Source organism: Chloroflexota bacterium, from assembly GCA_034717495.1.
Taxonomy (GTDB): Bacteria; Chloroflexota; Anaerolineae; order JAAEKA01; family JAAEKA01; genus JAYELL01.
Map to the genome: position 1 here is coordinate 153,413 of JAYELL010000001.1, position 24,395 is coordinate 177,807.

Here is a 24,395-nt window from a genome sequence, read left to right on the forward strand (position 1 = left end):
GCATCATGGAGACAGAGGATCAGGGGGTCAGAGTGGCAGAGGATCAGAATGTCTGAGAGTCAGAAAGGACCTGATACGGTTCCTCCGAGACTCTGAAACTCCGAGACTCCGCCCTGTGCCCATCCGAACAACCGGGCTTTTTGCCGGTCGGTGATTTGCTGCCTGGCTGGGATCGGGTTATACTGCGATGCTAAGGCTGGTAATCCATCAGGTAAGGACAGGTGTACAATGCGACAGAACATCGGCAGGTTGATGGAGGAGCGAAACCTTGACGCCGCAGTCGTGATGGGATCGACTGTCGAGAGTCCCACTGTGTATTATCTCACCGGTGGAGTCAAGCTGGAAGGCGTCATGTTGATCTTCCAGAAGGATGCACCATCTCTCTTGATCCACCACCCTATCGAACGGGATAATGCCGCCGAGACAGGCTACGACTGTCTGCCGTACACCCATTGGGATATTGGCAAGATCTTCCAGGCCGTTGAAGGCAACGCACTCATGGCCCGTGCCGAGCTGATTCGACAGATACTTGCCGAGTCAGGCGTGCGCGGCCAGGTGGGGTTCTACGGGCACGGGGAGATCGGTTCGGCCCATACCTTGCTTTCTGCTCTGCAAACAAGGCTACACGCGAGCGAAATCGTCACCGAATATGACCGGGACCTCTTTTCCCGCGCTCGGGAAACAAAGGATCAGGCTGAAATCGATGTGATGAAGGACTTGGGGCGGAGAACCTGTCAAGTGGTGGGGGCAGTTGCCGATCTTCTGACGAGCCGGCCTGTCTCGAACAACCATCTGGTGGCCAGCGATGGCGAGCCGATGACCATCGGCCATGTCAAGGATTTTATTCGTGGCCAACTGGCCAATCTGGGTTTGGAAGAGCCTGCCGAGAATATCTTCGCTACAGGCGCAGATGCGGGTGTTCCCCACAACCACGGTGATCCCAATGATGTCCTGGAACTGGGCAAGTCGATTATCTTTGATATCTTTCCCAGGCCGCAGGGTGGCGGCTACTACCACGATATGACGCGCACCTGGTGCCTTGGATATGCTCCGCCTGAGGTTGAACAGGCGTACGAGGATGTCATGACAAGCTTTGATCTGGCGGTGGCAGCTCTCAAGGTAGGGCGGCTGACCGCGGAGTATCAGGTGCTGACTTGTGAGTACTTCGAATCTCAAGGCCATCCAACGTCGATGACGGATTTTGCTTCGCAGTCGGGATATGTGCATAGCCTTGGCCATGGCCTGGGCCTTCAGGTACATGAGGCGCCAGGGTTCTCCCATCTGCCGGGGAATACCGCTACCCTTGAACCGGGGACTGTGTTTACGATTGAGCCCGGCCTCTATTATCCCGAACTGGGCTATGGTGTTCGGGTTGAGGATACCTACATTTGTGACCACGATGGCGTGTTTCATAGCATTACGCCATTCGCCAAAGACCTGGTTCTGCCAGTTGGCAGATGATCTGATTGGAGGATTTGTCCATGCAAGTATTGACTCCCGGGGGTCGCGCTCCCGATTTTGAATTGGTCGACATCACGGGCCAGCCGGTTCGCTTGTCGCAGGTTCTTGAGGTCGCCAGTGTGGCCGTTGTATTGGATTTCTGGTCCGTCGAGTGTTCCTGGAGCACCGAATACGATGAGTGGTTTGCCGAAGTGAGCGAGGATTGGGTCGGCGATGGAATCGTGTTCCTGGCAATCGCGTCCAATAGTAACGAGACCTTTCCGATGATCGCAGCTGCGGCCAAGGAGCGGAAGCTTGGATTTCCTATATTGCACGACAAGGGCGCAGTTGTCGCTGATATGTATGGCGCTTTGACCACGCCTCACATCTTCGTGGTTGATGCGAACGGTTTTCTTGCCTATAGCGGCGCAATCGATGATCGGACCCTTGACAGTCCGCAGGCAACGGTCAACTATCTTGAATCGGCGCTCGATGCGCTCATTCGCCGGCATCGCCCCGAGCCGGCCACTACGGAACCCTTCGGGTGTGTATTGGTGCGAACAGAGGTTGATTGATTAAATCGATTGATAGATTAGATCTATGGCGGTAGCTGAACCCACCCTTTCTCCAGAAGCCAAACCCGAATCCGGATCGCGGGAATGGAACCAGCCAATTGAGGTTCCATTCCTCTCCGTAGTTGTCACCCTCGTTCTGGCGGTTGCCATTCTTGGTGCGCTCGTTTGGGGATACTTTTCCACCGCTGCACCGGTTACCATCTCGATCGATGGTCTGACCGCGCGCGTTAACAGCCATCAGAGCACGGTGGGCGATCTCCTGGGCGAATTGCAGGTTACGCTGACACCGGAGGATCGAATCACGACCCCCCTGGGAAAGGGGCTCCTACCGGGATTGGTGATAGAGATCGTGCGGGCCAGGCCTGTGGTTGTACAGGGCGACAGCCGGGAACGCCATCTACGAACCCACCTGACTACGGTGGGCGGCGTCTTGAACGAGGCAGGTATCACCACGGGCCCCCACGATGAACTGACGCTGGCCGGACAACCTGCCAATGTCGATACGCTGTTACCCCTGCCCGAGTTGCTGGGTGGGCGCCAGTTCTCCGGGATTCCCGAGCCCTTGCCCTGGCAGGGCACAGAGCTTTCCGCGGTCGAAATTGCAATCGTGCGCGCCGTGCCGTTGGTGCTTCACGATGAAGGTCCCTCGGTCACCCTCTGGACGACGGCATCGACCATTGGGGAAGCGTTGACGGAACATGGCCTGCAGTTTTTCATCGGCGATCGAGTTCGGCCGGGGCTGGGGACACCCGCGAGCGCCGGTGCTCAGATATTCCTGGATCGTTCCAAGCCTGTCAGCGTCCGTTCCGGGGATGGAATCTGGCGTACCAGGACCCGGGCGGCAACGGTCTCTGATCTCCTGACCGAGAATGGACTGGTATTGGCTGGGTTGGATCGGGTAGAACCATCGCTGGAGACTGTCGTGACCGATGATCTGGAGGTCACCATCACCCAGGTTGAACATCGCTTTGACGTGGAGGAAGAAGTCACGCCATATTCGACGATCTGGCAGGCTGATCCTGAGCTGGAAATCGACCAGCGCCGCATGGAAAACGAGGGGGTTCGGGGTATCCAGCGCTGGCGTTACCGGACTGTCCTGGAGGATGATGAGCCTGTCGATCGTTTTCTTGAGGACCATTGGCTGGCCCAACAGCCAATTACCCGCGTGCTCAAGTACGGCACAGATATCATCCCTCGGGAACTGGAGACCACGGAAGGCACTCTAACCTATTGGCGCAAGGTACGCATGTTTGCTACCTCCTATTCCGCGGATGAAGCGGGAACCCCGGTGGACGCGCCCTATTATGGTCTCACCCGGTCAGGAACCCCGGTTGGCTACGGGGTGGCGGCCGTGGATCCAAGCGTGGTGAAACTTGGCAGCAAGGTTTATGTGCCCGGGTACGGGGTTGCCGATGCCCTCGACACAGGCAGCGCTATCAAGGGCCGGTGGATCGATCTGGCCTACGAAGAGGGTCAGTTGGTGCCCTGGAGCCGTTGTGTCGACGTGTATCTGTTGACGCCGGAGCCACCCTCCTATCAGATCGAGTATTTTTTGCCCGACCGGCCCAGGGTGCGTTGTTTGCAGCAGTAACAGGATCGCATAGAGGGGAAGCATGCTTGTCCTGATTCCCTCCAGGGGTGGGCATCTGCTTCCTTTCGACTGAGCGATCTCAAAATGATCGAAGTTGCGTATGTCGCAAGCCGAAAAGCCGAAGAAGCGCACGAGCGGTTGGTGGGTCGGTGCGTACCTTGTACTGATTCTACTGACCGCATTTTTTTTGCGCGTCTTTCACATTGATTGGGCAGATGGTCACCTTCCTCATCCGGACGAACGCTCGACCGTCGCTTTTTACGCGCCTTCAATTCACCTGCCACCTGACGGCATTAGCCTGCTTGACACGCGCCAGTCTCCCCTGAATCCTCTGTGGGATGTCAATAAACAGAGCCGGCGCAGCTATACCTACGGGCACTTTCCCCTTTACCTGGTAGTTCTTGCTGCTAACGGTCTTCACGAACTGGCACCACTGGCCGAAGGGCTGGGATTGCCAGGTGAGCTGGTCGAGACCTTGCGAACAGCCAATGGCGTGCCTGGATTTGCCCTGGTCGGCCGCCTGATCACAGCTATTGCCGATACCTTCACCGTGTTGTTGGTCTTTTTACTGGCTCAGCATATCTACGGGCGGCGGCGCTGGTGGGTGGGATTGCTGGCGGCGGGTTTTTCTGCCTTTACCGTGCTTCAGATCCAGCTCAGTCACTTCTTCGCCGTCGATCCCATCAGTACTGCGTTTACCCTGCTGGCGCTCTACGGCGCGCTTCGCCTCGTGGAATTGGCCCAGCGCGGTCGCGTCTCGTGGATATGGGCGGTCATAACTGGTATCGGCGCGGGTCTGGCCATCGCATCAAAGTTCAGTGCTTTGCCGGTATTGGCTGCACCTGTAGTAGCAGGCTTGATGATGCTGTGGCGGGGGCGTGGCTTCGAAGCAACAGATCTGGCCGGCGAACGACCTTCGTCTTCCCAGATTGCCCTTTTGGTAATCCTTGCCTTGCTCGTCGCTGTAGCGACCTTCGCTGTGACTTCCCCCTTTGTATTGCTCGATTGGGAAAACTTCAATCGGGCGGTGCTTATCGAGCAGGGCGCTATGGTACGCGGCGAGGCGGATTTCCCCTTTACTCGCCAGTATCGAGGCAGCGTGCCGTACCTCTATTTCCTGGAACAGCAGGTCAAGTGGGGAATCGGCTGGCCCCTGGGACTGCTTTGCATGGTTGCCCTGATGTGGGTGTTGGTCAAAGTGCTGCGTGGCCGTTCCCTGGCGGGCGAGCTGATCATCCTGAGTTGGGTCATACCCTATTTTGGCATGACCGGCCTCTTCCTGGCCAAGTTCAATCGCTACATGGTGCCCATTGTGCCCTTGCTCATGGTGTTCGCCGCGGGCCTGGTTGCTGCCATCGCAGGTGAGGTGCCTCGCAGGGCAAATTCGCCTGAACCCAGCGTCGTCGCTGAAGATGACGCGATTGTCCGGCAGTCGTCAAGCCGGCGATGGATGGCTGCTATTGTCGGTGGAGCTGCACTCCTGGGAGCTGTTCTCTGGTCCGTTGCTTTTGTCAATGGCGTCTACGGGCAGGAACATCCCTTCATCCGGGCCTCTCGTTGGATGTACGATACCATTCCTGACAACAGTGTCTGGATTACGGAACATTGGGAGGAGGGCTTACCCCTCTCGCTGCCCGAAGACGACGGCAATCCAGGCGCTCATGGCTGGCGTAATCTGACTATGCCCATGTACGAGGAGGATACGGAGCGAAAGTTCGAGACACTGAGGGATAACCTGCGCGAAGGAGATACCTACGTGCTGGCAACCAAGCGTCTATACGGCGCTCTGCCGAACTTGCCCGAGCGTTATCCCATGAGCAATCGGTTTTACGAGTTGCTCTTTGCCGGCCAGCTGGGATATGAGTTGGCAGCCGAATTCACCAGCTTTCCAGGTCTGTTCGGTGTGGAGATCGACGATCAAAGTGCCGATGAAAGCTTTTGGGTTTACGATCATCCCCGAACTCTCATCTTTCGCAAGGTCAGGGATCTGAGCGACGCCGAGTGGAATGCGTTGCTGGGCAACAGCTGGGCCGGCGCCAGGGCATGGCACGTAGGTGAGCCCACCTTGATTCAGCGCATATGGTCGGTGTTCGATGGCCAGGGAGTCAGCCGGCAACCACAGGAACTCGAGGAAAGTCCTGATCTCCTTCTGGATCAACCGCTGGACGAACTTCCGGTAGTTCAGGATTTCCGTTGGAATACTGCGGCCAGCAGGTCGGTGCCCCTGGCGGTGATCAGCTGGTGGCTCGCTCTTTTTTTCATCGGCTTGCTGGTATGGCCCTTTGCCTTCTCACTTTTCAGGAATCTGCGGGATCGTGGTTATCTGTTCTCCCGATCCTTGGGCTGGCTCACGGTCGGATATGGCGTGTGGCTTGCAGCCAGTCTGCGAATAGGCCAGAATTCGCTCGCTTTTATCCTGGTGGTAGCGCTGGGAGTTGCTGCAGTATCCTTCTGGTTTGCCTGGCGAAATCGAGAGGAGATGGCGGCCTTCTGGCGTTCGCGAAAGGGTATCCTGATTTTCGGTGAGGCGCTGTTCGGAGTCGCCTATCTACTGTTTGTTGTCGTTCGGCTCCTGAATCCCGACCTGTGGCAACCCTGGAATGGCGGCGAGAAGTTCATGGAGTTCGCTTTCCTGAACGCAATCCTGCGCAGTGCCAATTTCCCCCCGATTGATCCCTATTTCGCCGGCGGCACAATCAACTATTACTACTACGGCCATTACCTGGTGGCCCTGTTGGCCAAGCTCACGGGAATCTGGTCGTCGGTGGCCTTTAACCTGGCCGTTCCGACCCTGTTTGCCCTGACGATTGTCAACGTGGTCAGCCTGGGCTACACGCTGGCCGGAAGGCTGTCATGGAGGGGAACCGCCGAGCCTGTTGAACAGGATTCGACTGTGACGAAGGAGCAAGGAATTCCGTCGCCAGGGTCGGGCCGCCGGCTCGATAGCTTTTCCGGGCAGCCAGTCTCGTACGGGATTGGGTCTGGACTGTTGGCAGCTTTCTTCGTCGCGCTTCTTGGCAATGTCGATGGTGGTGGTCAGATGGTGCGCAACCTGGCGCTGGCTGCGGGCACCGGGTTCGAGAGTCGATTACCCGGTGTGCAGACGGCCGTTGGCGCCGTCGATGGACTGGTGCAGGTCGCCAACGGCACCGCTCGTGTGCGGGGTTACTGGTATTGGGATCCCAGCCGGGTGATTCCCTATACCATTAACGAGTTTCCCTATTGGAGTTTTCTATTTGCCGATCTTCACCCCCACATGATCGGCATCCCCTTTACCGTGCTTTTCCTTGCCATGGCCTACAGCATGTTAGTTGAGACCTCGCCAAAGGTCCTGACCATGGGAGCTACAGGACGGCAATGGTTGACATATGGCATTCGTTCGCTCACCGGCGACGGGCTTTTTCCGGCAATGGCGCTGGTTCTGGGTGCCCTGGCCGTTCTGAATACCTGGGACCTGCCGACCTACTTTGGTCTGGCTGTCCTGGTTTGGTTGGTGCGGGAGTGGCGCAGCGGCCGTCTCTATCGATCTCCCGGCAGGTCGCTGCTACGAACGGTGCTATTTGCCATCCTGTTGTTGGTACTGGCAATTGGGCTCTATCTACCCTTTTTCCTGAATTATAAGGCCATCGCGGCCAGTGGTGTGGGAATCGTTACCACGCCGACCGAACTGGGATTGTGGCTCAATATATGGGGCTTCCTCGGGTTTTTGCTTGTTACCTACATTCTTGTGGAACTTCGACGAAAACCTGGTGTTGGCCGCGCTCGCGAGCTGCCGATTCTCCGTTGGCTTGGCATCTCCCTCGACAGCCTCCCGGGGGTGCCCCGTCTCACAAAATTGACGCCTCGCCTGAGTACCAGCATATATCTCATACTTGCCCTGATTGTAGCTTTGGCGGTGTTGCTCTGGAGCGTCGATTGGCGGGTGCCTGCAGTACTGCTGTTACCGTTGTTTGGTGTTTCCCTCTTGCTTTTGCGCCGCCAGGTTAGCGCCGCCCGGGTCTTTTTGTCAGTACTGGTCTTCACGGCCCTGCTGGTTCTGTTCGGGGTCGAGATATTCTACTTGAAGGACCATCTTCAGGGTGGCGATTACCGGCGGATGAATACGCTTTTCAAGTTCTATATCCAGGTTTGGGTCATGCTCGGGCTGGCCCTTGGGGTAGCACTTCCCGGGATATGGCGCTTTATACACGAGCGCTGGCGCCTGGGCTGGCGAATCCTGTGGACAATCGTTTTTTTCTACCTGCTGCTTCTGTCACTGGTTTTCCTCTTTCTGGGCACTTCGTCGCGCGTCAACGACCGATTTCCGCAGCAGAATGGCGTGCCGTCCATTGGTACGCTGGATGGCATGGCCTACATGCAATCGGGAACGTACACCTGGCATCCCGATCCTGGCCAGGCGCCCAATTCGGTCATCGAGCTGGGATATGACTACCAGGCCCTGCGTTGGATGTTGGAAAACCTGGAGGGTACGCCCCTGGTTGCCGAGGCGCCCATTGGCTATTATCGAGAAGGAGGCCTGCGCGTCTCCAGTTTCACCGGTTTTCCCACCTTCCTGGGCTTTCATCAGGAGGGGGAACAGCGCTACGGCACTCAAACCGGTGCCCGCCGCTCCCTGGCAGAGGAATTCTGGCGTACGACCGATCTGGCGCGGGCAAGACAACTTATCGATGAATTGAAGGTTGATTACATCTATGTTGGCCAGCTCGAAGAGATTGTTGTACCACCGGAGGGGCTGGCCAAGTTCGGGCAGCTTGCCGAACAAGGCGACCTGGAGGTGGTGTTCCAGAACGATAAGGTAACCATCTTTCGGGTGGTGTAATGACAGCAATCCACGTGCATCATTACCAACGAAGGTGGAAGTGTAGCGAGGAGAGCAGGACTGATTGACGCCCACCAGTTTGCTGCCCGTTATCGGGAGTATCTGCCGCGGGTCCTGAATTTCATCAGGCTGCGCGTGCCTGACGACTCCCTGGCGCAGGATTTAACGGCGACCACCTTCGAACAGGCGTTTCGCAAGATTGATCAACTGCGCAACCCGGAAGCCTTCGGTGGGTGGGTGTTCCGAATCGCCCGAAATGAAGTTGGCCAATACTACCGGAGGCGGCGGGATCAGGTCAGCCTGGATGCGTTGCTCGAGCTTCCGGCGCGCGGCGAGACACCCCATCAAACAGCTGCCCGTCGAGAGGATCTATCGGAGGTATTGGCGGCGATCGACACCCTGTCTCTGCGGGAGCAGGAGATCGTTGCCCTGAAATTCGCTGGTGGTCTCTCAAATCGGGAAATTGCCCAGGCGATGGACTTGAGCGACAGCAACGTCGGCGTGATCCTGTTTCGCTCGATTCGCAAGGTCCGGGACCGGCTGGGCATTGAAGGTTGAGGAATTGCAGGTGGATGAGAAAGAACTTGCAGGGCAATTGAGCGACTTCCTGGATGACTCACCAGATTGGCCGCTGCCGGTCGGCCTGGATGCCGGCACGGTAGAGACTGCCGCCCGATTGGCAGCGCTGCCGACCTTGCTTCCCGACGCTGACCCAGTGTTCGGGCAGCGTGTCTGGGCCCGTCTGCAGGCCATCGAAACGCAGGCAGAGTCGTCTCAGCGTAAACTGGCGTGGTCATGGCCCGGTGGCTTCAACCTGCGATGGTTGGCACCGGTTGCAGCATTATTGCTTGTGATCGTTCTGGTGCTGCCCGGCCCGCGTCAGGCTCTGGGTAACTGGATGGCGCGTTTCTCCCTGGGCAGTGTCGACGTTGCTGTGGCTCCCGAGGAGACAGTTCGTCCAGCACTTGCCGCCACGGAGATGGCTTTCGATACATTGGCCGCAGCAGAGGAGAGGAGTGGCTTTGAGCTGCGGGCGCCCTCTTTCCTGCCCCATGGTTACCGCCTGACAGGTGTGGACATGGTGACATACGGTGCATTGCCGTTATCGTTGCAGCCGTTGTATGTTGAAAGCAGGTACGAGCCTGACTATCCTGCTGGTGATGTCGGTTTTTACGCTGTGTTGAGGCAGTTCAACGGGCGGCTCCCGTCGGGCGACTCGCCGTCGAGAATTGAATTCCAATCGCAGGATGTGCATTCAGTCAACGAGATTGTGATTGGCGAGGGGTTGCCCGCCGTAATGTTGGAAGTTGGGCCGCCGTCGCAGGTTCTCAGGCAGCTTGTTTGGCAACACGATGGTGTGACATTGGAGCTATGGAGTCAGGTGCTGACGCAAGAGGAGATGCTTCGCATAGCCGAATCGCTGCAATAGTATGGTTGATGTAATTCGCTTCTGGCTCGCCATTCAATTCATTGCCGTGGCAGCGCTGCCATTCGCCTGGCGTATCCTGGGGGTGCTTCCAAGCCGGGGCTACTTTCTCGCCAAACCCATCGGGCTTCTGGCCGTTACCTGGGTCCTGTGGATGGGCGCCAGTTTAGGATTCCTTCGCAACAACCTGGGCGGCATTTTTTTCAGTTGGGCTGTTGTTGCTGCCCTTTCATTGGTTGTGGGGCGCAGCGGTTTTGCGCGGGCCGCCAATGGCAGCCGGCCGTTTTTCGTGTGGCTGCGTGGCCATCTGAGCTTGCTGCTGGTAGGCGAGATTCTCTTTCTGGCCGGCATGATGATTTGGGCGTGGGTACGAAGCTATAGCCCCGATATTGCGACGGCAGGCGGCGAGAAGTTTATGGAGATCACCTTCCTGAACGGCATCCTGCGCAGCCAGCAGTTCCCGCCCCAGGATCCCTGGCTATCGGGGTATGGTATCAGCTATTATTACTTCGGCTACGTGATGCTGGCCTTGTTGACCCGACTCTCCGGTCTCGCTCCAGGCGTTGCATTCAACGTTGGTTTGGGAACATGGTTTGGGTTAACCCTTGTCACAGCCTTTTCTGTGGCTTATGACATGGTGGCAGTATTATTCCGGTCTCCATTCGATGAGACCGGCAGTGGATCGTCGTCTGTGTCGCCCGCAGCTGTGGGAGGCGGTTTGCTGGGCGCGCTTTTCGTTGCCGTGCTGAGTAACCTGGAGGGGTTCCTGGAGTCCATGCAGGGGATGAGCATTGGTTCTCTTGCCTTTTGGCGATGGTTGGATGTCAAAGATCTAAACTGCATGCGGGGACCTAATTTTGTGGAGGCACTGTCCAATTGCCCGACGGCAACCGGTATCGCTCCGGAGCGCTTTTTCTGGTGGTGGCGGGCCAGCCGGGTGATCAACGACCGCGACCTGCTTGGGAACTCGGTCGAGGTTATCGACGAGTTTCCTTTCTTCAGCTTTCTGTTGGGAGATATGCATCCCCATGTCCTTGGTTTGCCCTTTGTCCTGCTGGCGATCGGACTGGCACTGGCAATTGTGATGTTGGGCGCCCCGAGGATTCCATCTGGCGGAAAAGAGTCCAACGGTATTCCACCCTCTTTTTTTCATCGTATCATGGGCCTGTTTCCTGGTGGTAGCATCGGCTTCTTGCTCTATGCCTTGACTTTGGGTGGTCTGGCGTTTCTCAACACCTGGGATTTTCCCATCTATCTTTTTCTGACCATGTTGGCAGTCGCGGCCGTGTTGGCCTGGCAGTCGGGGGGCGCGACCGGGCGCGCTGTGGTTGACACCTTGTTGGTTGGTCTGGGATTGGCGATTACCGGTGTGCTGCTCTATCTGCCCTTCTATTTTGGGTTTCAATCTCAGGCAGGGGGCATTCTGCCCAACTTTATTTTTCCGACCCGGCTGTCCCAATTCCTGGTGATGTTTGCTCCTTTGCTTTTTGCCGCGATTTTGCTGCTGCTGGCGTTAAGCGGGAATGGCCGCAAAACCTTCAGAGATTTCCTGCATTTTCTGCCCTGGACCTTTCTGGCACCCATTCTTTTCCTGTTGACCATGCTGGCTGTGGGTCTTTGGACCGATGCCGGACAGGATTTCGTGCAGCGCCTGATGCAGCTTCCTGTTGTTCGGGAGCAGGTGGGCGAGGCATCGCTGCTCCAGCTGCTGCAGGGTGTGGTCGCCATACGAATTGGCTCACCCTGGACCTACCTGGTGCTGGCGGTGTTGCTGGCCTGGGTGCTTGGCCTGTTATGGAGCCGTCTCAGGATCACTGTCGGCTACGAAACCGATATTGACATTACTGAAAGTGCGGAGCAGGCCACCGTTGAGCCGGGACATTCCATCCTGATGACGGGAAGCTCCGATACCCTGGCTGTAACAACCTTCGCTCTGCTGGCGTTGGTGACTGCTTTCCTCCTGGTGTTCGGCGTCGAATTCGTCTACTTGCGTGATCTCTTTTCTACTCGAATGAACACCGTATTTAAGTTCTACTTTCAGGCCTGGATACTGATGGCGGTGGTCGCTGCTTTTGCCGTGATTTATGTGGCTCGGTATGGCAGGCCGTTGCTGCGTTACGGTGGCCTCGGGTTGCTGGCGTTGCTGGTAGTCGCAGGACTTTTTTATCCGGTCTTTGGCACGTATACGCGTGCTGGAAAGTTTGCCGGCGAACCCACTCTGGACGGCCTGAAGTATATCGAACGAAACAACCCAGGCGATGTGGCAGCAGCTCAATGGCTGCGGGACAACGTGCCCGGACAGGCCAACATTCTCGAAGCCACAGGTGGATCTTACACCTATTCCGGGCGCATGGCCGCCATGACCGGGTTGCCCACCTTGCTCGGGTGGGACTTCCATGAATTCCAATGGCGTGGCACCAGGGACGAGCAGAATCTCCGGCGACCAGATATCGACCGTATCTATCGCGATGCGGCCAATGCCGAGCTTGAGGCCCTGATCGATCAATGGAACATCGATTTCGTCATCGTCGGAGAGTTGGAGCGCAGCACTTATCAGGTGACCCCTCAGTCGGAAGCCCGGTTGGCGGCTCTGCTCGATCTGGTCTACGATCTGGATGGTGTGCGTATCTACAGGCGGCGAGGATCGTGATATGGCAGTGAGCGACTCCCTGGCTTCTGACCCGCGAGGTATGGACCAACCATCCATTCGCATGGGGTCCTGGTTCACAATAGAAAAGGCTGCTTACGCGGCGATCGCGTTATTAGCCCTGGTGGTCCGTTTCGCTGGACTCGGCCAGCGGCCAATGGGCCTTGAGGAGGCTGTCCAGGCCGCGGCGGCTCTCGATCTGGTCCAGGGCAGCCAACTCGATCCAGTCACCGCTATCAGCCCACTGCTGTTGAACCTGCAATACCTTGGCTTCGGTATCATGGAAGCCTCTGAGGGCCTGGCCAGATTCTGGCCGGCCTTGGTGGGGACCCTGCTCGTGCTGCTTCCCTATGGCCTGCGCCGCGAACTGGGCCGTACCGGTGCGCTTGTTTCATCCCTGCTGTTGGCGTTCTCCTCTTCCCTGGTCTTTTGGAGCCGGAGCGGTACGGGAGTTAGTGTTGCTCTTTTTGCTGCAATGGCCCTGATCGTCGGCCTGGCAGGATGGCGGCGGGATCGGGCACGCCACTGGATGGTGTGGAATGCAGCGGCTCTGGCATTGATGCTTCTCTCCGCGCCCGTTGGCTACGCAGCCCTGTTCTTGATCCTTCCCTACGCCCTCCTTGCTCTTGGCCGTTCTGACGGGCGAAAGCCTGGAGACTCTCTCTTTGGTCCAGGGCTCTCCACGGCCGTTTTGGTCGGGGTTTTAATCCTTTTCCTGGGGGCGACCGGGCTCTTTTTCAATCCCGCTGGTCTGGGTATCCTGGCTGACCTGCCGGTTGGGTTTTTGCAGGGATTTGTGGAGCCGGGCGGGTATCATCCGCTCTGGTTGCTGGTTCAGTGGATCAAGATGGAGCCGCTGGTCGTGCTGCTTGGATTGGCCGGGCTTGTTTTCGGTCTTCGTAAGCGCAATTGGATTGCCGTTGGGCTTGGTCTTTGGCTGGCGTTGGGCCTGATGTTGGTGTTGGTTCGTCCCGGTCGGGGACCGGCCGACCTGGCGCTGCTGTCGCTGGTTCTGGCTTTGCTGGGCGGCCCGGCCGTTGCTGCCTTTTTCCGTTCGCTGAATGTCGAGGACTTGACCGTGGAGGCCGGGGTGGGATTAGCGGCCGGTATCGCCATCCTGGGGTCACTGGCCATCTGGGTGGCAGAATTTTCCTCTGTGGGCGGACCGTCGCTTCAGGCAAATCCCTACCTGCTGAGCGCTATCGCTGCCGTTGGCATGCTGGCAGCCCTCCTGATGGCCTATCTGGTACTTTACGGCCAGGAGGTTGCGAAGAAGCTGGGCATTTCACTGGTACTGTTCGCCTTGATGTTGCTGAGCCTGCGAGGTACCTTCGAGATGAACCATAGCCAGCCGGGTGCCCGCTGGGGCTCCTATGAGCACACAGTTGGTACGACAGACGGTCGCAACCTGACCGAGTATTTATTTCGTTTGGCGTCGCAGCGCGGCGGCGACCTGCGCGATCTTCCCGTGGGCCTCGTGGTTATGCCTGGCAATGAAGCGCCGGCGTTGCTCCGGTGGCATGTGCGGACCGCAGATGTCCAGGAAACAACGGGCGTTACCGGACGGAATGGTGAAGTGCTTGTCAGCCTGGACGACCAGGCAATGATGACAGGGCAATCCCTGGCGGGCAGAAGCTATCGGGTTTCACAAACCTGGCGACTGGATGGGATAGACGATCAGGGATTCTGGAAGTGGTTGCTTTTCGGTCAGTCTGGGCCGATTCAGGACGAGCAGCGCGGGATTGTCTGGATCCCGGGCAAATAAATCAGAGAGATATGTATAGTCATTTAATATCATTATGAATGAATACCCTCAAGAAATTCCAATTGAAGAGATTCAGACCGAAGAGCCCCAGATCGCGGCAGCAGCCGATGAAACACTTTCTACTTCCTGGCTCGATCGTTCGGCAGCATCTATATTGGCCTGGGATTGGGAAAAGATAGCCTGGGCAGGTCTGCTGATCGTGGCGGTAGTTGTCCGCCTTGTCGCGTTGGACAACCGCAGCATGAGCCACGACGAAAGCGAACACGCCTGGTTTTCCTATAATCTTTATGCAGGCAAAGGCTACGAACACAGTCCCGTCTATCACGGGCCCTTTGCCTATCACGTGTTGGCGTTGTTTTATCTCATGTTTGGCGACAGTACCATAATAGCAAGGGTGCCGACGGCCCTGTTTGGCGTCGGTGTTGTCGGGCTCATCTGGCTGTTGCGATCCTGGCTTGGCAAGAGCGGCGCCTGGCTGGCTGCGCTGTTCGTCACCTTTTCGCCGGCCCTTCTTCACTACTCTCGTCACATCCGGCACGACATCTTCGAGATTTTCTGGGCGCTGCTTTTTATTATCGCGGTCTTTCGTTACATCGCTGCACCGGCCGGCGAGCACCGTTCCAGCAAGTGGCTTTACATCACTTCGGCGTCACTGGTGTTGATGCTGGCGACCAAGGAAGTGGCGTTTATCTACGGAGCCGTCGTAGGTGTTTTTGTGCTCGCCATCATTCTCTACCAGTGGCAGGGATGGCGTCTTGAGCCAGACATACCAGAGGAGGACCGGCAGGTACCCCTGCGGGTCTCGCGCGGGGACTGGCTCGTTCTGGCGTCGGCCGTCGTCGTGGCTTCTCTCGGTGCCCTCATCTTCCGGCTCTTCAATTTGGCCGACACGGTGGGAACGACGAGCAGTAACATCCTGGCGGTATTCGTGGTCGTGCTTCCAGCCCTGGCGGCTGTTGCTCTGGCGGCCTGGCACGTTCGGGGCCGAAGTCGCTCGGATACCGCGGTACAACCCTGGTTCAGCCCCGCCACTGACATCGCGATTCTGTTGGGCACGCTAATTCTTCCCTGGCTGGCACCCTTTGTCATCGACGCGCTGGGATACGATCCGCTGAACTATAACTTCCCGGGCGGAATTTTGCCTACGCTGTCAGTGCTGATCGGTATGATCGGCATGGCGATTGCTATTGGTATTCTCTGGGACTCTCGCCGCTGGCTGATTGCAGCCGGAATCTTCACTGGCCTGTTTGCCCTCTTATTCACGACCTTCTTCACCAATGGCAAGGGCCTTGCCACCGGCGTGGTTGGTTCCCTGGGCTACTGGCTTTCCCAGCAGGAGGTGGCCCGCGGAAGCCAACCCTGGTACTATTATTTCATCGTCACGCCCCTGTACGAGTTCCTGCCCTTACTACTCAGTATCCCGGTTATTCTTGGCGCGTTTTTCCGCCGCAGCCGCGTTTCTGTGATTCTACTGATGCTGGTGATCCTCTCGATTGCACTGTGGCTTGCTGTGATCACAATGGCCGGGGACGATCCGGGCGGCCTGGGATTGGTGGGTACGATAGCTGGTGCGCTGGCGCTTGGCAGTGTCCTTCTCGCCGCCATTTGGGGTGGGCTGAGCAGATTCCCACAGAGCGATCGTTACTTCCTGGCCTTTCTGCCTTTCTGGGTTCTCTTCACCTGGGTGGGCTACACCGTCGCCGGCGAAAAAATGCCCTGGCTGACAACACATATCGCATTGCCCATGTGTATTGCTGGCGGCTGGTGGTTGGGCCAGGTCGTTGAACGGGTCGACTGGAGGGCTTTCTGGCAGCGGGGTGGTATCTGGTTAGCGATCCTGGTCATACCCTTGGTGGCGGCTGTAGCCTCGTTGTTGGGCACTGAGCCCTTCCGCAACCGGACCATAACCGGCCTTAGCGACACGACCCAGTGGTTGGCAGCGGCGATCGTAATCGGCGTGATTCTCTACCTGATGTCCAAACAGATTAATCGCCTCGGTTGGAGCCAGGCCCGCAAGATTATCGGATTGACGATCGTGTTCATTCTGGGACTCTGGACGATTCGCACTACCTATATGCTGAACTTCATCAACCAGGATTACGTCAGCGAGTACCTGTTCTACGCTCACGCTTCGCCCGATCCCCGCCAGGACATGGCGGATATCGAGCGACTCAGCCAGCGGATGGCCGGGGATCAACAGCTCAAGGTGGCGTACGACGACGATTCCGGGTGGCCTTTCAACTGGTATCTGCGCGATTGGCCCAATGCAACCTATTTCGGCGCCAATCCCAGTCGGGACAACATGCTCGATGCACCGGTTGTGCTGGTAGGCAACAAGAACCTGGACAAAGCGCGTCCCTATCTGCGCCGAGACTATCAGGAATTCAGCCGCCGGCTCATCTGGTGGCCTGACGAGGGCTACAAGGGCACCAGCTTGCAGAAGATATGGCAGGGTATCAAGGATCCGGAGAAACGCCAGGCCTTTCTGGATGTGGTGATCTGGCGAAAGTATCCGAATCCTATGGCTCAATGGCCGCTGGTGCATCGCTATAGCCTTTTCGTGCAGAAGGACGCCGCCGCTCAGATGTGGGACTTTGGCGCTCAGCCCCAGGTTTTGGCAGCGATCACCGATCCCTACGAAGAAGGCTTCCGCGAGATCGCCAGTGCCCAGATGATCGGTTCCGGACCGGGATCTGAACCGGGCCGGTTGCAGAATCCTCGCAATGTCGCCGTTTCGGCCGATGGCGAGATATTTGTGGCCGACAGTGGCAACCATCGCATTCAGGTTTTTTCCTCCGAAGGTTTCCTTCAACGGCAGTGGGGAAGCCAGTGTGAACTGTACGCCGAAGGGCAGCCCGGCTGTATCGATCCAGACGGCAATGAGCCGCTGCAATTGGGTGATGGTCAGTTCATGGAGCCATGGGGCATCGCCATCGGACCCGACGGCAATGTTTACGTTGCCGACACGTGGAATCATCGCATTCAGGTCTTCGACACCCTGGGCAATTTTGTGACCAAGTGGGGCAACTTCGATACCACCGGCGGTGAGGCATTCGAAAAACCGGGCGCTTTCTGGGGCCCGAGAGCGATCGCCATCGATGGTGCCGGCAATCTGTTTGTGACCGATACCGGCAATAAACGCATCCTGGTGTTCGGTTCCAGCGGTGAATTCCTGGGCCAGTATGGTGGTGGTGGTGCTATCGAGGGACGGTTTGAGGAGCCTGTCGGTCTTGACATCTTCTCCCCAGGCGAGGGTCAGGCTGGCGGCGAACTGTTTGTAGCCGACACCTGGAATCGGCGCATTCAGAAGTTCAATGTGAGTTTCCAGGATGAGCTGTCCGGTTCTGGCGCGCCGCCCCAACCGATCTTCGTTTTTGAGAGGGAATGGCCGGTTGAAGGGTGGCTCGATCAGGGGATCGCCAACAAGCCCTACCTGGCCGTTGATTCCGAGGGCACCGTCTACGCTACCGACCCTGAGACCTGGCGGGTGCTGGTCTTCGACTCGGACGGAAACTTTGTCGCGACCTTCGGCAACTTCGGCACCGACGCACTCAGCTTCAAACAGCCCATCGGTATCGCTACCGATATGGATGATCGGGTCTTCGTGGCCGATGCCGAGAACCATCGTATCATGGCTTTCCCGCCGATCAGGTGATGCGGGAATGTCAGCATATCAAAATGTCATAAAGCTCAATCCATGATCTTCATCCGGAACACATTGCCATAATCTCCACCCATGGCAACGTTTATCTCGCCGTTCGATATCCCGTAAACGATGGACCATTGGGTGTTGGGCTGAGCCACATCGGCCAATAGGGCCATGGCTTCTGTTTCGGACAGGGCGCCATCGGAAGTCTGTAACTGGCTGCTGATGGTGTCATGGCGCCGGCACTGGACCTCGGCTGTGGCGCCGGCTGCGCTGCGCAGGAAGTTGGTGGCCGCCTGCCAGAGCTCGTCGTTGGGTATGACCACCATGTCTCCCCGGTAATACTCCACGAGCACCGACCTGCCTGCAGCATCGGCGATCAGGTAGTGAACCGACGGGCCACCGCCGAAGTCGATGTTAACCCCTTCCATGATCGCGACCGCCTCGCCCACTGTGGCGGCACCATCCAGAATTTTCCGCATGATGCCCAGAGATCCCACGGTGTCCTTTGCCGGGTCTGGCGATTTATTGCCCGGTGGCACGGCCGCCATGCCGACAACCAGACCTCTCTCGTTCATGCCGTCGAAGGGCAAAAAGGGAGCCCTCAGCAATGACCTTCGTTCATTCAGGGGCAGATCAAGCAAGTCGCGGGCGTTTTCACCGGCAAATCCCAGGTAGGCAATGTCCACCATGGAGACGGAACGGTGGCCCTCGGAGGGATCGGTGAAGAGCAGCAGGGCCGGGCTATACTGCCAATCGAAGTTGCGTCCGAAGAGCATGTTGTCGCGATCGCCCAGCACCGCAAAGAGCGAACAGGCCCAGTCGGTAGAAAACAGTGAGTCCCTTTCGGGTGCACATGCCGTCTCATTCCGAACATAATCACCGTGGTATTGCATGGTGTAGAGGGGATATGCATCGACCTTCTCCAGACTTGCCAATGTGGCTGCTTCCGAGGAGGTCAACCCGGTGGTGCCGGCAACAAGCGCATCACCAGGTGGCTGATCGCGCTGAGCTGGAGCAATATTGTCTACCGGTGCAAGGACGGGGACAGGCAACGTGCAACTGGCAGCAAGAGCGCACATCAAGAGGAGCAGGGTGATTCGTTTCGGCCTGATAGGGATTTGGGTCATACTACTATCACAATCCTATCGGGCGCTGCGTTCAATTCCTATCAGAGTGCCGGAGGGTCAAAGGGTCAGAATATCAAAGAGTCGGAGTCGCGGCATGGGCGCCGTTCGTGTATTCCTGGATCTATCCGCGGATGGCCCGGGCAGCACATCACCCCATGCCGCGCGCCCGCGCTTCGGCCAAAATCGCCTCCGTCGCCGTCGCGCCGACGCGGGTCACGCCGAGCGTCCGGACTCTCAGCAGATCATCCAGGGTACGGACACCGCCTGCAGCCTTGACCCTCACCTCGGGGGCGCTTTCCCTGCGCATGAGAGCCAGGTCGTGATCGGTCGCACCCTGATAGCTGTAGCGCCCATCGTCACCTTTGACGAACCCGTACCCGGTCGAGGTCTTGACGAAAGCTACTCCGTGTTCGCTGCAGAGATGGCAGAGATGGACCTTGAACTCATCCTGGGGAAGAAAGTCGTTTTCGAAGATGACCTTGAGCAGCGCGCCGTTGCTGGTGACCAATTCGTTGATCAGGCGAATCTCCCCGGAGACGGCGTTCCAGTCGCTGCTGAGAACTTTCCCGATGTTCACCACCATATCCAGTTCGGTGGCGCCATCCGACAGGGCTCTTTCCGCCTCCAGCAGTTTCACGGCGGGTTGACTGTTGCCATGGGGAAACCCGATCACGGTACCCACGGCAACATCGCTTCCCTTCAGCAGGTTGCTGGCAAGGGGAACGGCATAGGGTTTGATGCAGACCGAGGCCACATTGTGGTGCAGCGCTAATCGGCAGCCCGCGGTCAGTTCCTGGTCGGTCATGGTAGGGTGCAAGAGGGAGTGATCGATCATCTTGGCGATGGAGTGGAGGGTTGGTTTATTGGTCATGGAACTTTTTTGGCGCTTTTCGGGTAGGCGCTTAGCTAAACTTCCGGAGTCTTGTCTGACTCGACTATCAGCCAGGGCTGAACTGGCGCCGGTTCCGGAGTCCGGCCGTAGAAAAAATCGTCCAGCATCAACGCGGTAGATCGAAAGGGCCCGGACCGCTTTATGCCCCAGCGTACCAAGTTGTGGGCCAGGTTGTCCGGGTGGGAATAGGGGCACACGCTCATGCACCGGCCGCAATCGGTGCCAATGGTGCACCAGTAGGTGAAACAGCTCTGCGAGTCGATCTGCCAGCGCAGGGCGCCGTCGATCTCGCTGGCCTCGCCGAAGGGAATAGAACGACTCGGGCACGCATCGGCGCATTTATTGCAACGGGCGCAGAAATCCAGCATGGTCAGGTCGCGGGGACCATCACCGGTCTGCAGCGCCACGTCGGTCGTCACCACTGCCAGTCGCACACGCGGGCCCAGCTCTGGCGTCATCAGCAATCCCATGCGTCCGATTTCGCCCAGTCCGGCATCGCGGGCAACCAGGGGACAGATGACCCGGTAGTTGCCATCGATATGTGCCCGGGCCGAATAGCCGAGCTTCTTGATGAACTCAGCCAATTGCACGGCAATGGCACCCGATTCGAGATACTGGTGCGTTGATTCCATCACAATCGGCCCGAACGGGGCCCGATCGACCATCTCCTTGTCCATCTCTACCGTCAGTGCGATAGCAAACGGGTGGTCCAGGGTCACAGGTTCGCCGTAGCCGCGACCCCGGCCGATATGGCTGTAGAGATGGTAATCTCGCAGCAGAGTGATTCCAACCGACATGGCGCCCAGTTTCCTGGCCCACCATTTGACGAGGACTGACATCTGTTCAGGGTCGATGGCAATTTGCTGTTCTTGTGCCGCGTCATTCTCCAGGATGGGATGAAACGCGGCCACTGCGGCGAAGCTGGCTTCTGCCGCAGCAGCAGTGATGGGGTCGTAGTAAAGGGCGCCCGGTGCCAGGAGTCCAGGCCTGCGGCGAAACTTGTCATCCGGGGCAAGCCTGTCAGGGTGCTCGGCGTAGTAACGCTTGAAGCGTTCGCTGCCCGGTTGCAACAACCGGCGAGAGAACATGATATCCCGCTCGTCAAACCTTTTCCTGGGAGTGTCCTGTGGCTTGGCAAGATCGTTGCCAATGGGTAACAGAAAGAAGAGACCGGCTCCCAGGGTAAGACCGACCAGCAACCAGGCGATGATGTTCTGTACCGGCGAAGGTACGAGCAGAACTGCCAGATAGGGCAGGGGCAGCAGGAAAGCAAGCAGCAAAGCCCGGCCGGCTGCGCGTGGTTCGGCCTCGCTCCAGGAAACAATGGCAAAAAGGACCATAGCACACGCCAGGCCAAGACCAGTAAGTATCGAAAGCAGAACGGGGATCGGCATCCTGGCGTACTCCTGACGGAATGGTGAGGTCAATTGACGGCGATTCGAACGTCTTCGAAGCCGCGTGAGCGCAGGTAGTTTTCAAAGCTAAGCTGCCCGTAGCGAGCAGCCCATTCCAGCAGTCCCGCCTCCACCGCCGCCTGTCTGATGGCATCCTCGGCAGACTCGAGTGCCTCTTCCTGGAATGTCGGGTCGGCGTTGAGAAAGGGTGATTTGTGGTGAAAAACGATATGGGACCGTTCCGAATCGACCTGGGCATCCAGAAGGACCGGGGCAGGCAAATGCAACTGCACCCGGTTGCCGTCGAACCAGAAGTCAGACGCCTCCAGGTCGGCCGGGTCGAATCCTGCCTTGACATCGCCATACACCAGCAGTATGAGTTCTTCCCGAGCGCCCAACTGGCCCCAGATGTCGTCGGGAAATCGGTCACTGCGCACCTCGGCCACGGTCTGCTGGGAAACCATAGCCTGGTCGGCGACCTTCCTAAGCTCTTGAAGACTTACTGAAGGAGTTGACGTTGACGGCTCAGAACTCGGTGGCGGCGAGGATGCCAGAGATGACACCAGACCACGTCCGAGCAATGCGAGAACGATCAGGAGGAGAAGCAGGACCAGGAAGAAGGCGTTTTGTCGCACCCAGTGCATGATATCTCACCTATGGGGTTTCTGTGAACTTCGACTCGACCAGGACTGTGGCGTCGGTGAAACCCAGGGCTTTCAGGAAGGAGAGCAGGACCATCTGGCCAGTCTGCTCGGCCCTCTCCAGGATCCCCTGAGCCTGCGCCCAATCCCGCAGTTGTGATTCGGCAATCTGCCTTGCTTCTCCTTCCAGGTCCACGTCTGGTTTCAGCAGGAAGCCTGTCCGGCGTTCCTGGACGTAGGTTCTGTCGTTGTCCAACCGGCTGTAAAGGATCTGGGGAGGGGGCAGGGTAAGCTGCACCCGGTCACCTTCGACCACGATATTTCCAGGATCGATATCGGTCAGGTCGAAGCCTGCAACAACCTCGCCCCCGGCAACCAGCAGGATGGCATCGTAGCCCACCATCTGCTCCCAGGGCGTGCGAGGCTCGCTTTCCAGTGGGACCACCACTTGCACCACGTATTCCATGGTTTCAAGGCGGCCCAGCGACCTGACATCCTCCAGGATGATGCGAGGTGTCGGCGTTGGTGTGGGTGTTGCAGTTGGTGTGGCGGTGGCGGTTGGTGTCGCCGTCGGTGTTGAACTCGGTCCCGGTGTTTGGGTGGCAGGCACCGTTGCCGTTGGCGTTCTGGTCTTGATAGCCGTGGGCCAGAGTTCTGTGGGCGCCAGTGCCATTTCGTCAGTCGCTTGCCTGGCATTGCCAAACAGGGCCGACAGGATGAAAATCGCGGCACCGATGGCCACGATTGCCAACAGGATAACCTGCCACAGCTTCAATCCTTTGATTTCCATGCGATTAGCCTATTTCGACACTATTCCTTCCGTATGAACAAATGCCATTAAACTCCCACGAGCTCCTAACCTGGACAGGCCAGAGGAACGCAGATTTACGCAGACCTCCGGCGCAGATTCTCGCCGATCTTCTCTGATGTCTGATCAGCGTTTATCGGCGGTTATCTGCGGTTATGATTTTTCTCTGATTTCACCGCAGATTTACGCAGACCTCCGGCGCAGATTCTCGCTGATCTTCTCTGATCTTTTTTGATTGATCTGCGTCCATCTGCGTTGACCCTTCGACTACGCCCCTCGACAAGCTCGGGACAGCGCAGCGGTCATGTTTTTTTCTTTTCAGGTCCCTTCGACTGTGCTCAGGACAGCGCTGCGGTATATGCTTGTCTGGTTCGCCGATAATCTCCTTGCTCAGTGTGCAAGAATCTGACTCGAAAGGTAATAAGGTCCTCAATTCGCCTGTATCGCCTCCAGCGGCAATTCGTAGCTCCGCTTTGGCACCGCGCCCAGGTCTTCGGGCCAGCTACCCGTCAATTCCTGCACGATTCGACCCACATGGACGTGGGTGTTCTCGATGAACAACCGGTATTTCTCCTGGCGGCGGCCTGCAGCAGCGGTTCCCGCCAGATACAGCCCAGGCACGTTTGTCTCCATGGTTTCCGGGTTATACAGCGGTGTTTGCTCGGGGCCCTCCAACTCAATGCCCGCCGTCTCAAAAAGACTCATGTCAGCCTCAAAACCGGTAAGAAGAAGCACGAAATCGGCCGGTTGGGACAGGTATTCCCCGCTCGGCTGCAAGCCCTCGTCCACCTGGGCCAACACGACATCCCGGGGCGTTATCTCAACCGGTATTGTCGATTCGTGGAAGGCGATGTTGCCCAGATCGATCTGCGTCTCAAGGTCGGGCAGTATCCAGTGTTTGATGATCTTAGAATTGAAGCTGGGGCGCCTGTAGCTGATCGCAACCTCAGCGCCGGCTCTCCAGCAACGCAGGGCTGCCTCGACTGCGGAATTGCGGCCGCCCACGATCAATAACCGCTGGCGAAAATAGGGGTGCACGTCATGGAAATAGTGGCTGACGTGGGGCAAATCTTCGCCAGGTATGCCCAGCCGATTGGGTCCGTGCATGTCTCCGGTAGCAAGGACCAGTTTTCGGCAGGACCAATGGCGCTCGCCGCTGGCAGGCCGGGTTGTCAGCTTGAATCCGGATGCCCGGCTTTCGATGTTGATCAGCGGCTCATAGGCATTGACCTGGAGATCGAGTTGCTCGATCACGCTGCGAAGATAGACCAGGTATTCCTCACCGGTGGTACGCTGTTGGGCGGGATTCTGGATCGGTATGCCGGCGATCTCGATTCGCTCCGTCGTACTGAAAAACGTGGTGTTGCGCGGCCACCAGGAGATGGTGTCCCCGATCTGTTTTGCCTCGATATGTACATAGTCGACCCCCGCGCGTTTCAGGCAGGCGGCCAGCTCGATCCCGATCGGACCGGCGCCGACGATGGCCACCTCCGCTTCACTTTTCCGCGTGTTTTCGTTTTCTTGCATGGTATCTCTCACAGTATGTTTCCACTCTTTCTGTCGGACTTGAAATGGCCGAAGGGCTTGTCCTGAGCAGCGTCTTTTCCGGTGTTAAGTGTTT

General features: G+C 57.8%; 15 protein-coding genes. 9 read left to right on the top strand and 6 right to left on the bottom strand.

Going from position 1 to position 24,395, the window contains the following annotated elements; translation table 11 throughout:
* Positions 1-228: 228 nt before the first annotated feature.
* The 9 genes from U9R25_00645 (at position 229) to U9R25_00685 (ending at position 17,918) form a co-directional block, all read left to right on the top strand.
* Positions 229-1,461, top strand: a complete 1,233-nt coding sequence (locus tag U9R25_00645) for a Xaa-Pro peptidase family protein (protein MEA3334388.1) — start codon at positions 229-231, stop codon at positions 1,459-1,461.
* 20 nt (positions 1,462-1,481) lie between these two features.
* Entirely contained in the window at positions 1,482-2,015 is a 534-nt protein-coding gene (locus tag U9R25_00650) for a redoxin domain-containing protein (GenBank protein MEA3334389.1), read from the top strand.
* Between the two features lie 25 nt (positions 2,016-2,040).
* Positions 2,041-3,606, top strand: coding sequence for a ubiquitin-like domain-containing protein (locus tag U9R25_00655; GenBank protein MEA3334390.1), 1,566 nt, complete (start codon positions 2,041-2,043; stop codon positions 3,604-3,606).
* A 100-nt stretch (positions 3,607-3,706) separates the two neighbouring features.
* Positions 3,707-8,425 carry a DUF2298 domain-containing protein gene (locus U9R25_00660; protein ID MEA3334391.1) on the top strand — a complete coding sequence of 1,573 codons (4,719 nt, stop codon included), beginning with the start codon at positions 3,707-3,709 and terminating at the stop codon, positions 8,423-8,425.
* Positions 8,426-8,488: 63 nt separating this feature from the next.
* The gene (locus U9R25_00665) at positions 8,489-8,983 is read left to right on the top strand and encodes a sigma-70 family RNA polymerase sigma factor (protein MEA3334392.1); all 495 of its coding nucleotides are present in this window, start codon (positions 8,489-8,491) and stop codon (positions 8,981-8,983) included.
* Between the two features lie 10 nt (positions 8,984-8,993).
* Complete coding sequence (locus U9R25_00670) at positions 8,994-9,854, top strand: hypothetical protein (protein MEA3334393.1); 861 nt, start codon at positions 8,994-8,996, stop codon at positions 9,852-9,854.
* A gap of 1 nt (position 9,855) precedes the next feature.
* Positions 9,856-12,501, top strand: a complete 2,646-nt coding sequence (locus U9R25_00675) for a DUF2298 domain-containing protein (GenBank protein MEA3334394.1) — start codon at positions 9,856-9,858, stop codon at positions 12,499-12,501.
* Between the two features lies 1 nt (position 12,502).
* Complete coding sequence (locus tag U9R25_00680) at positions 12,503-14,263, top strand: glycosyltransferase family 39 protein (protein ID MEA3334395.1); 1,761 nt, start codon at positions 12,503-12,505, stop codon at positions 14,261-14,263.
* A gap of 34 nt (positions 14,264-14,297) precedes the next feature.
* Positions 14,298-17,918, top strand: coding sequence for a TIGR03663 family protein (locus U9R25_00685; GenBank protein MEA3334396.1), 3,621 nt, complete (start codon positions 14,298-14,300; stop codon positions 17,916-17,918).
* A gap of 35 nt (positions 17,919-17,953) precedes the next feature.
* On the opposite strand, the gene U9R25_00690 is transcribed toward U9R25_00685, so the two are convergent.
* The 6 genes from U9R25_00690 to U9R25_00715 form a co-directional block, all read right to left on the bottom strand.
* Positions 17,954-19,039: a C45 family peptidase gene (locus tag U9R25_00690; GenBank protein MEA3334397.1), complete on the bottom strand. Its 1,086-nt coding sequence runs from the start codon at positions 19,037-19,039 to the stop codon at positions 17,954-17,956.
* A 148-nt stretch (positions 19,040-19,187) separates the two neighbouring features.
* The gene (gene deoC, locus U9R25_00695) at positions 19,188-19,910 is read right to left on the bottom strand and encodes a deoxyribose-phosphate aldolase (protein ID MEA3334398.1); all 723 of its coding nucleotides are present in this window, start codon (positions 19,908-19,910) and stop codon (positions 19,188-19,190) included.
* Between the two features lie 35 nt (positions 19,911-19,945).
* Positions 19,946-21,325, bottom strand: coding sequence for a reductive dehalogenase domain-containing protein (locus tag U9R25_00700; GenBank protein ID MEA3334399.1), 1,380 nt, complete (start codon positions 21,323-21,325; stop codon positions 19,946-19,948).
* A gap of 29 nt (positions 21,326-21,354) precedes the next feature.
* A complete protein-coding gene (locus tag U9R25_00705) occupies positions 21,355-21,969 on the bottom strand; it encodes a DUF4230 domain-containing protein (protein MEA3334400.1) in 615 nt (204 codons plus the stop codon).
* A 10-nt stretch (positions 21,970-21,979) separates the two neighbouring features.
* Positions 21,980-22,756 (bottom strand): DUF4230 domain-containing protein, encoded by a 777-nt coding sequence (locus tag U9R25_00710; protein MEA3334401.1) that lies wholly within the window; start codon positions 22,754-22,756, stop codon positions 21,980-21,982.
* A 447-nt stretch (positions 22,757-23,203) separates the two neighbouring features.
* Positions 23,204-24,301, bottom strand: coding sequence for an NAD(P)-binding domain-containing protein (locus U9R25_00715; protein MEA3334402.1), 1,098 nt, complete (start codon positions 24,299-24,301; stop codon positions 23,204-23,206).
* Positions 24,302-24,395 lie beyond the last annotated feature (94 nt).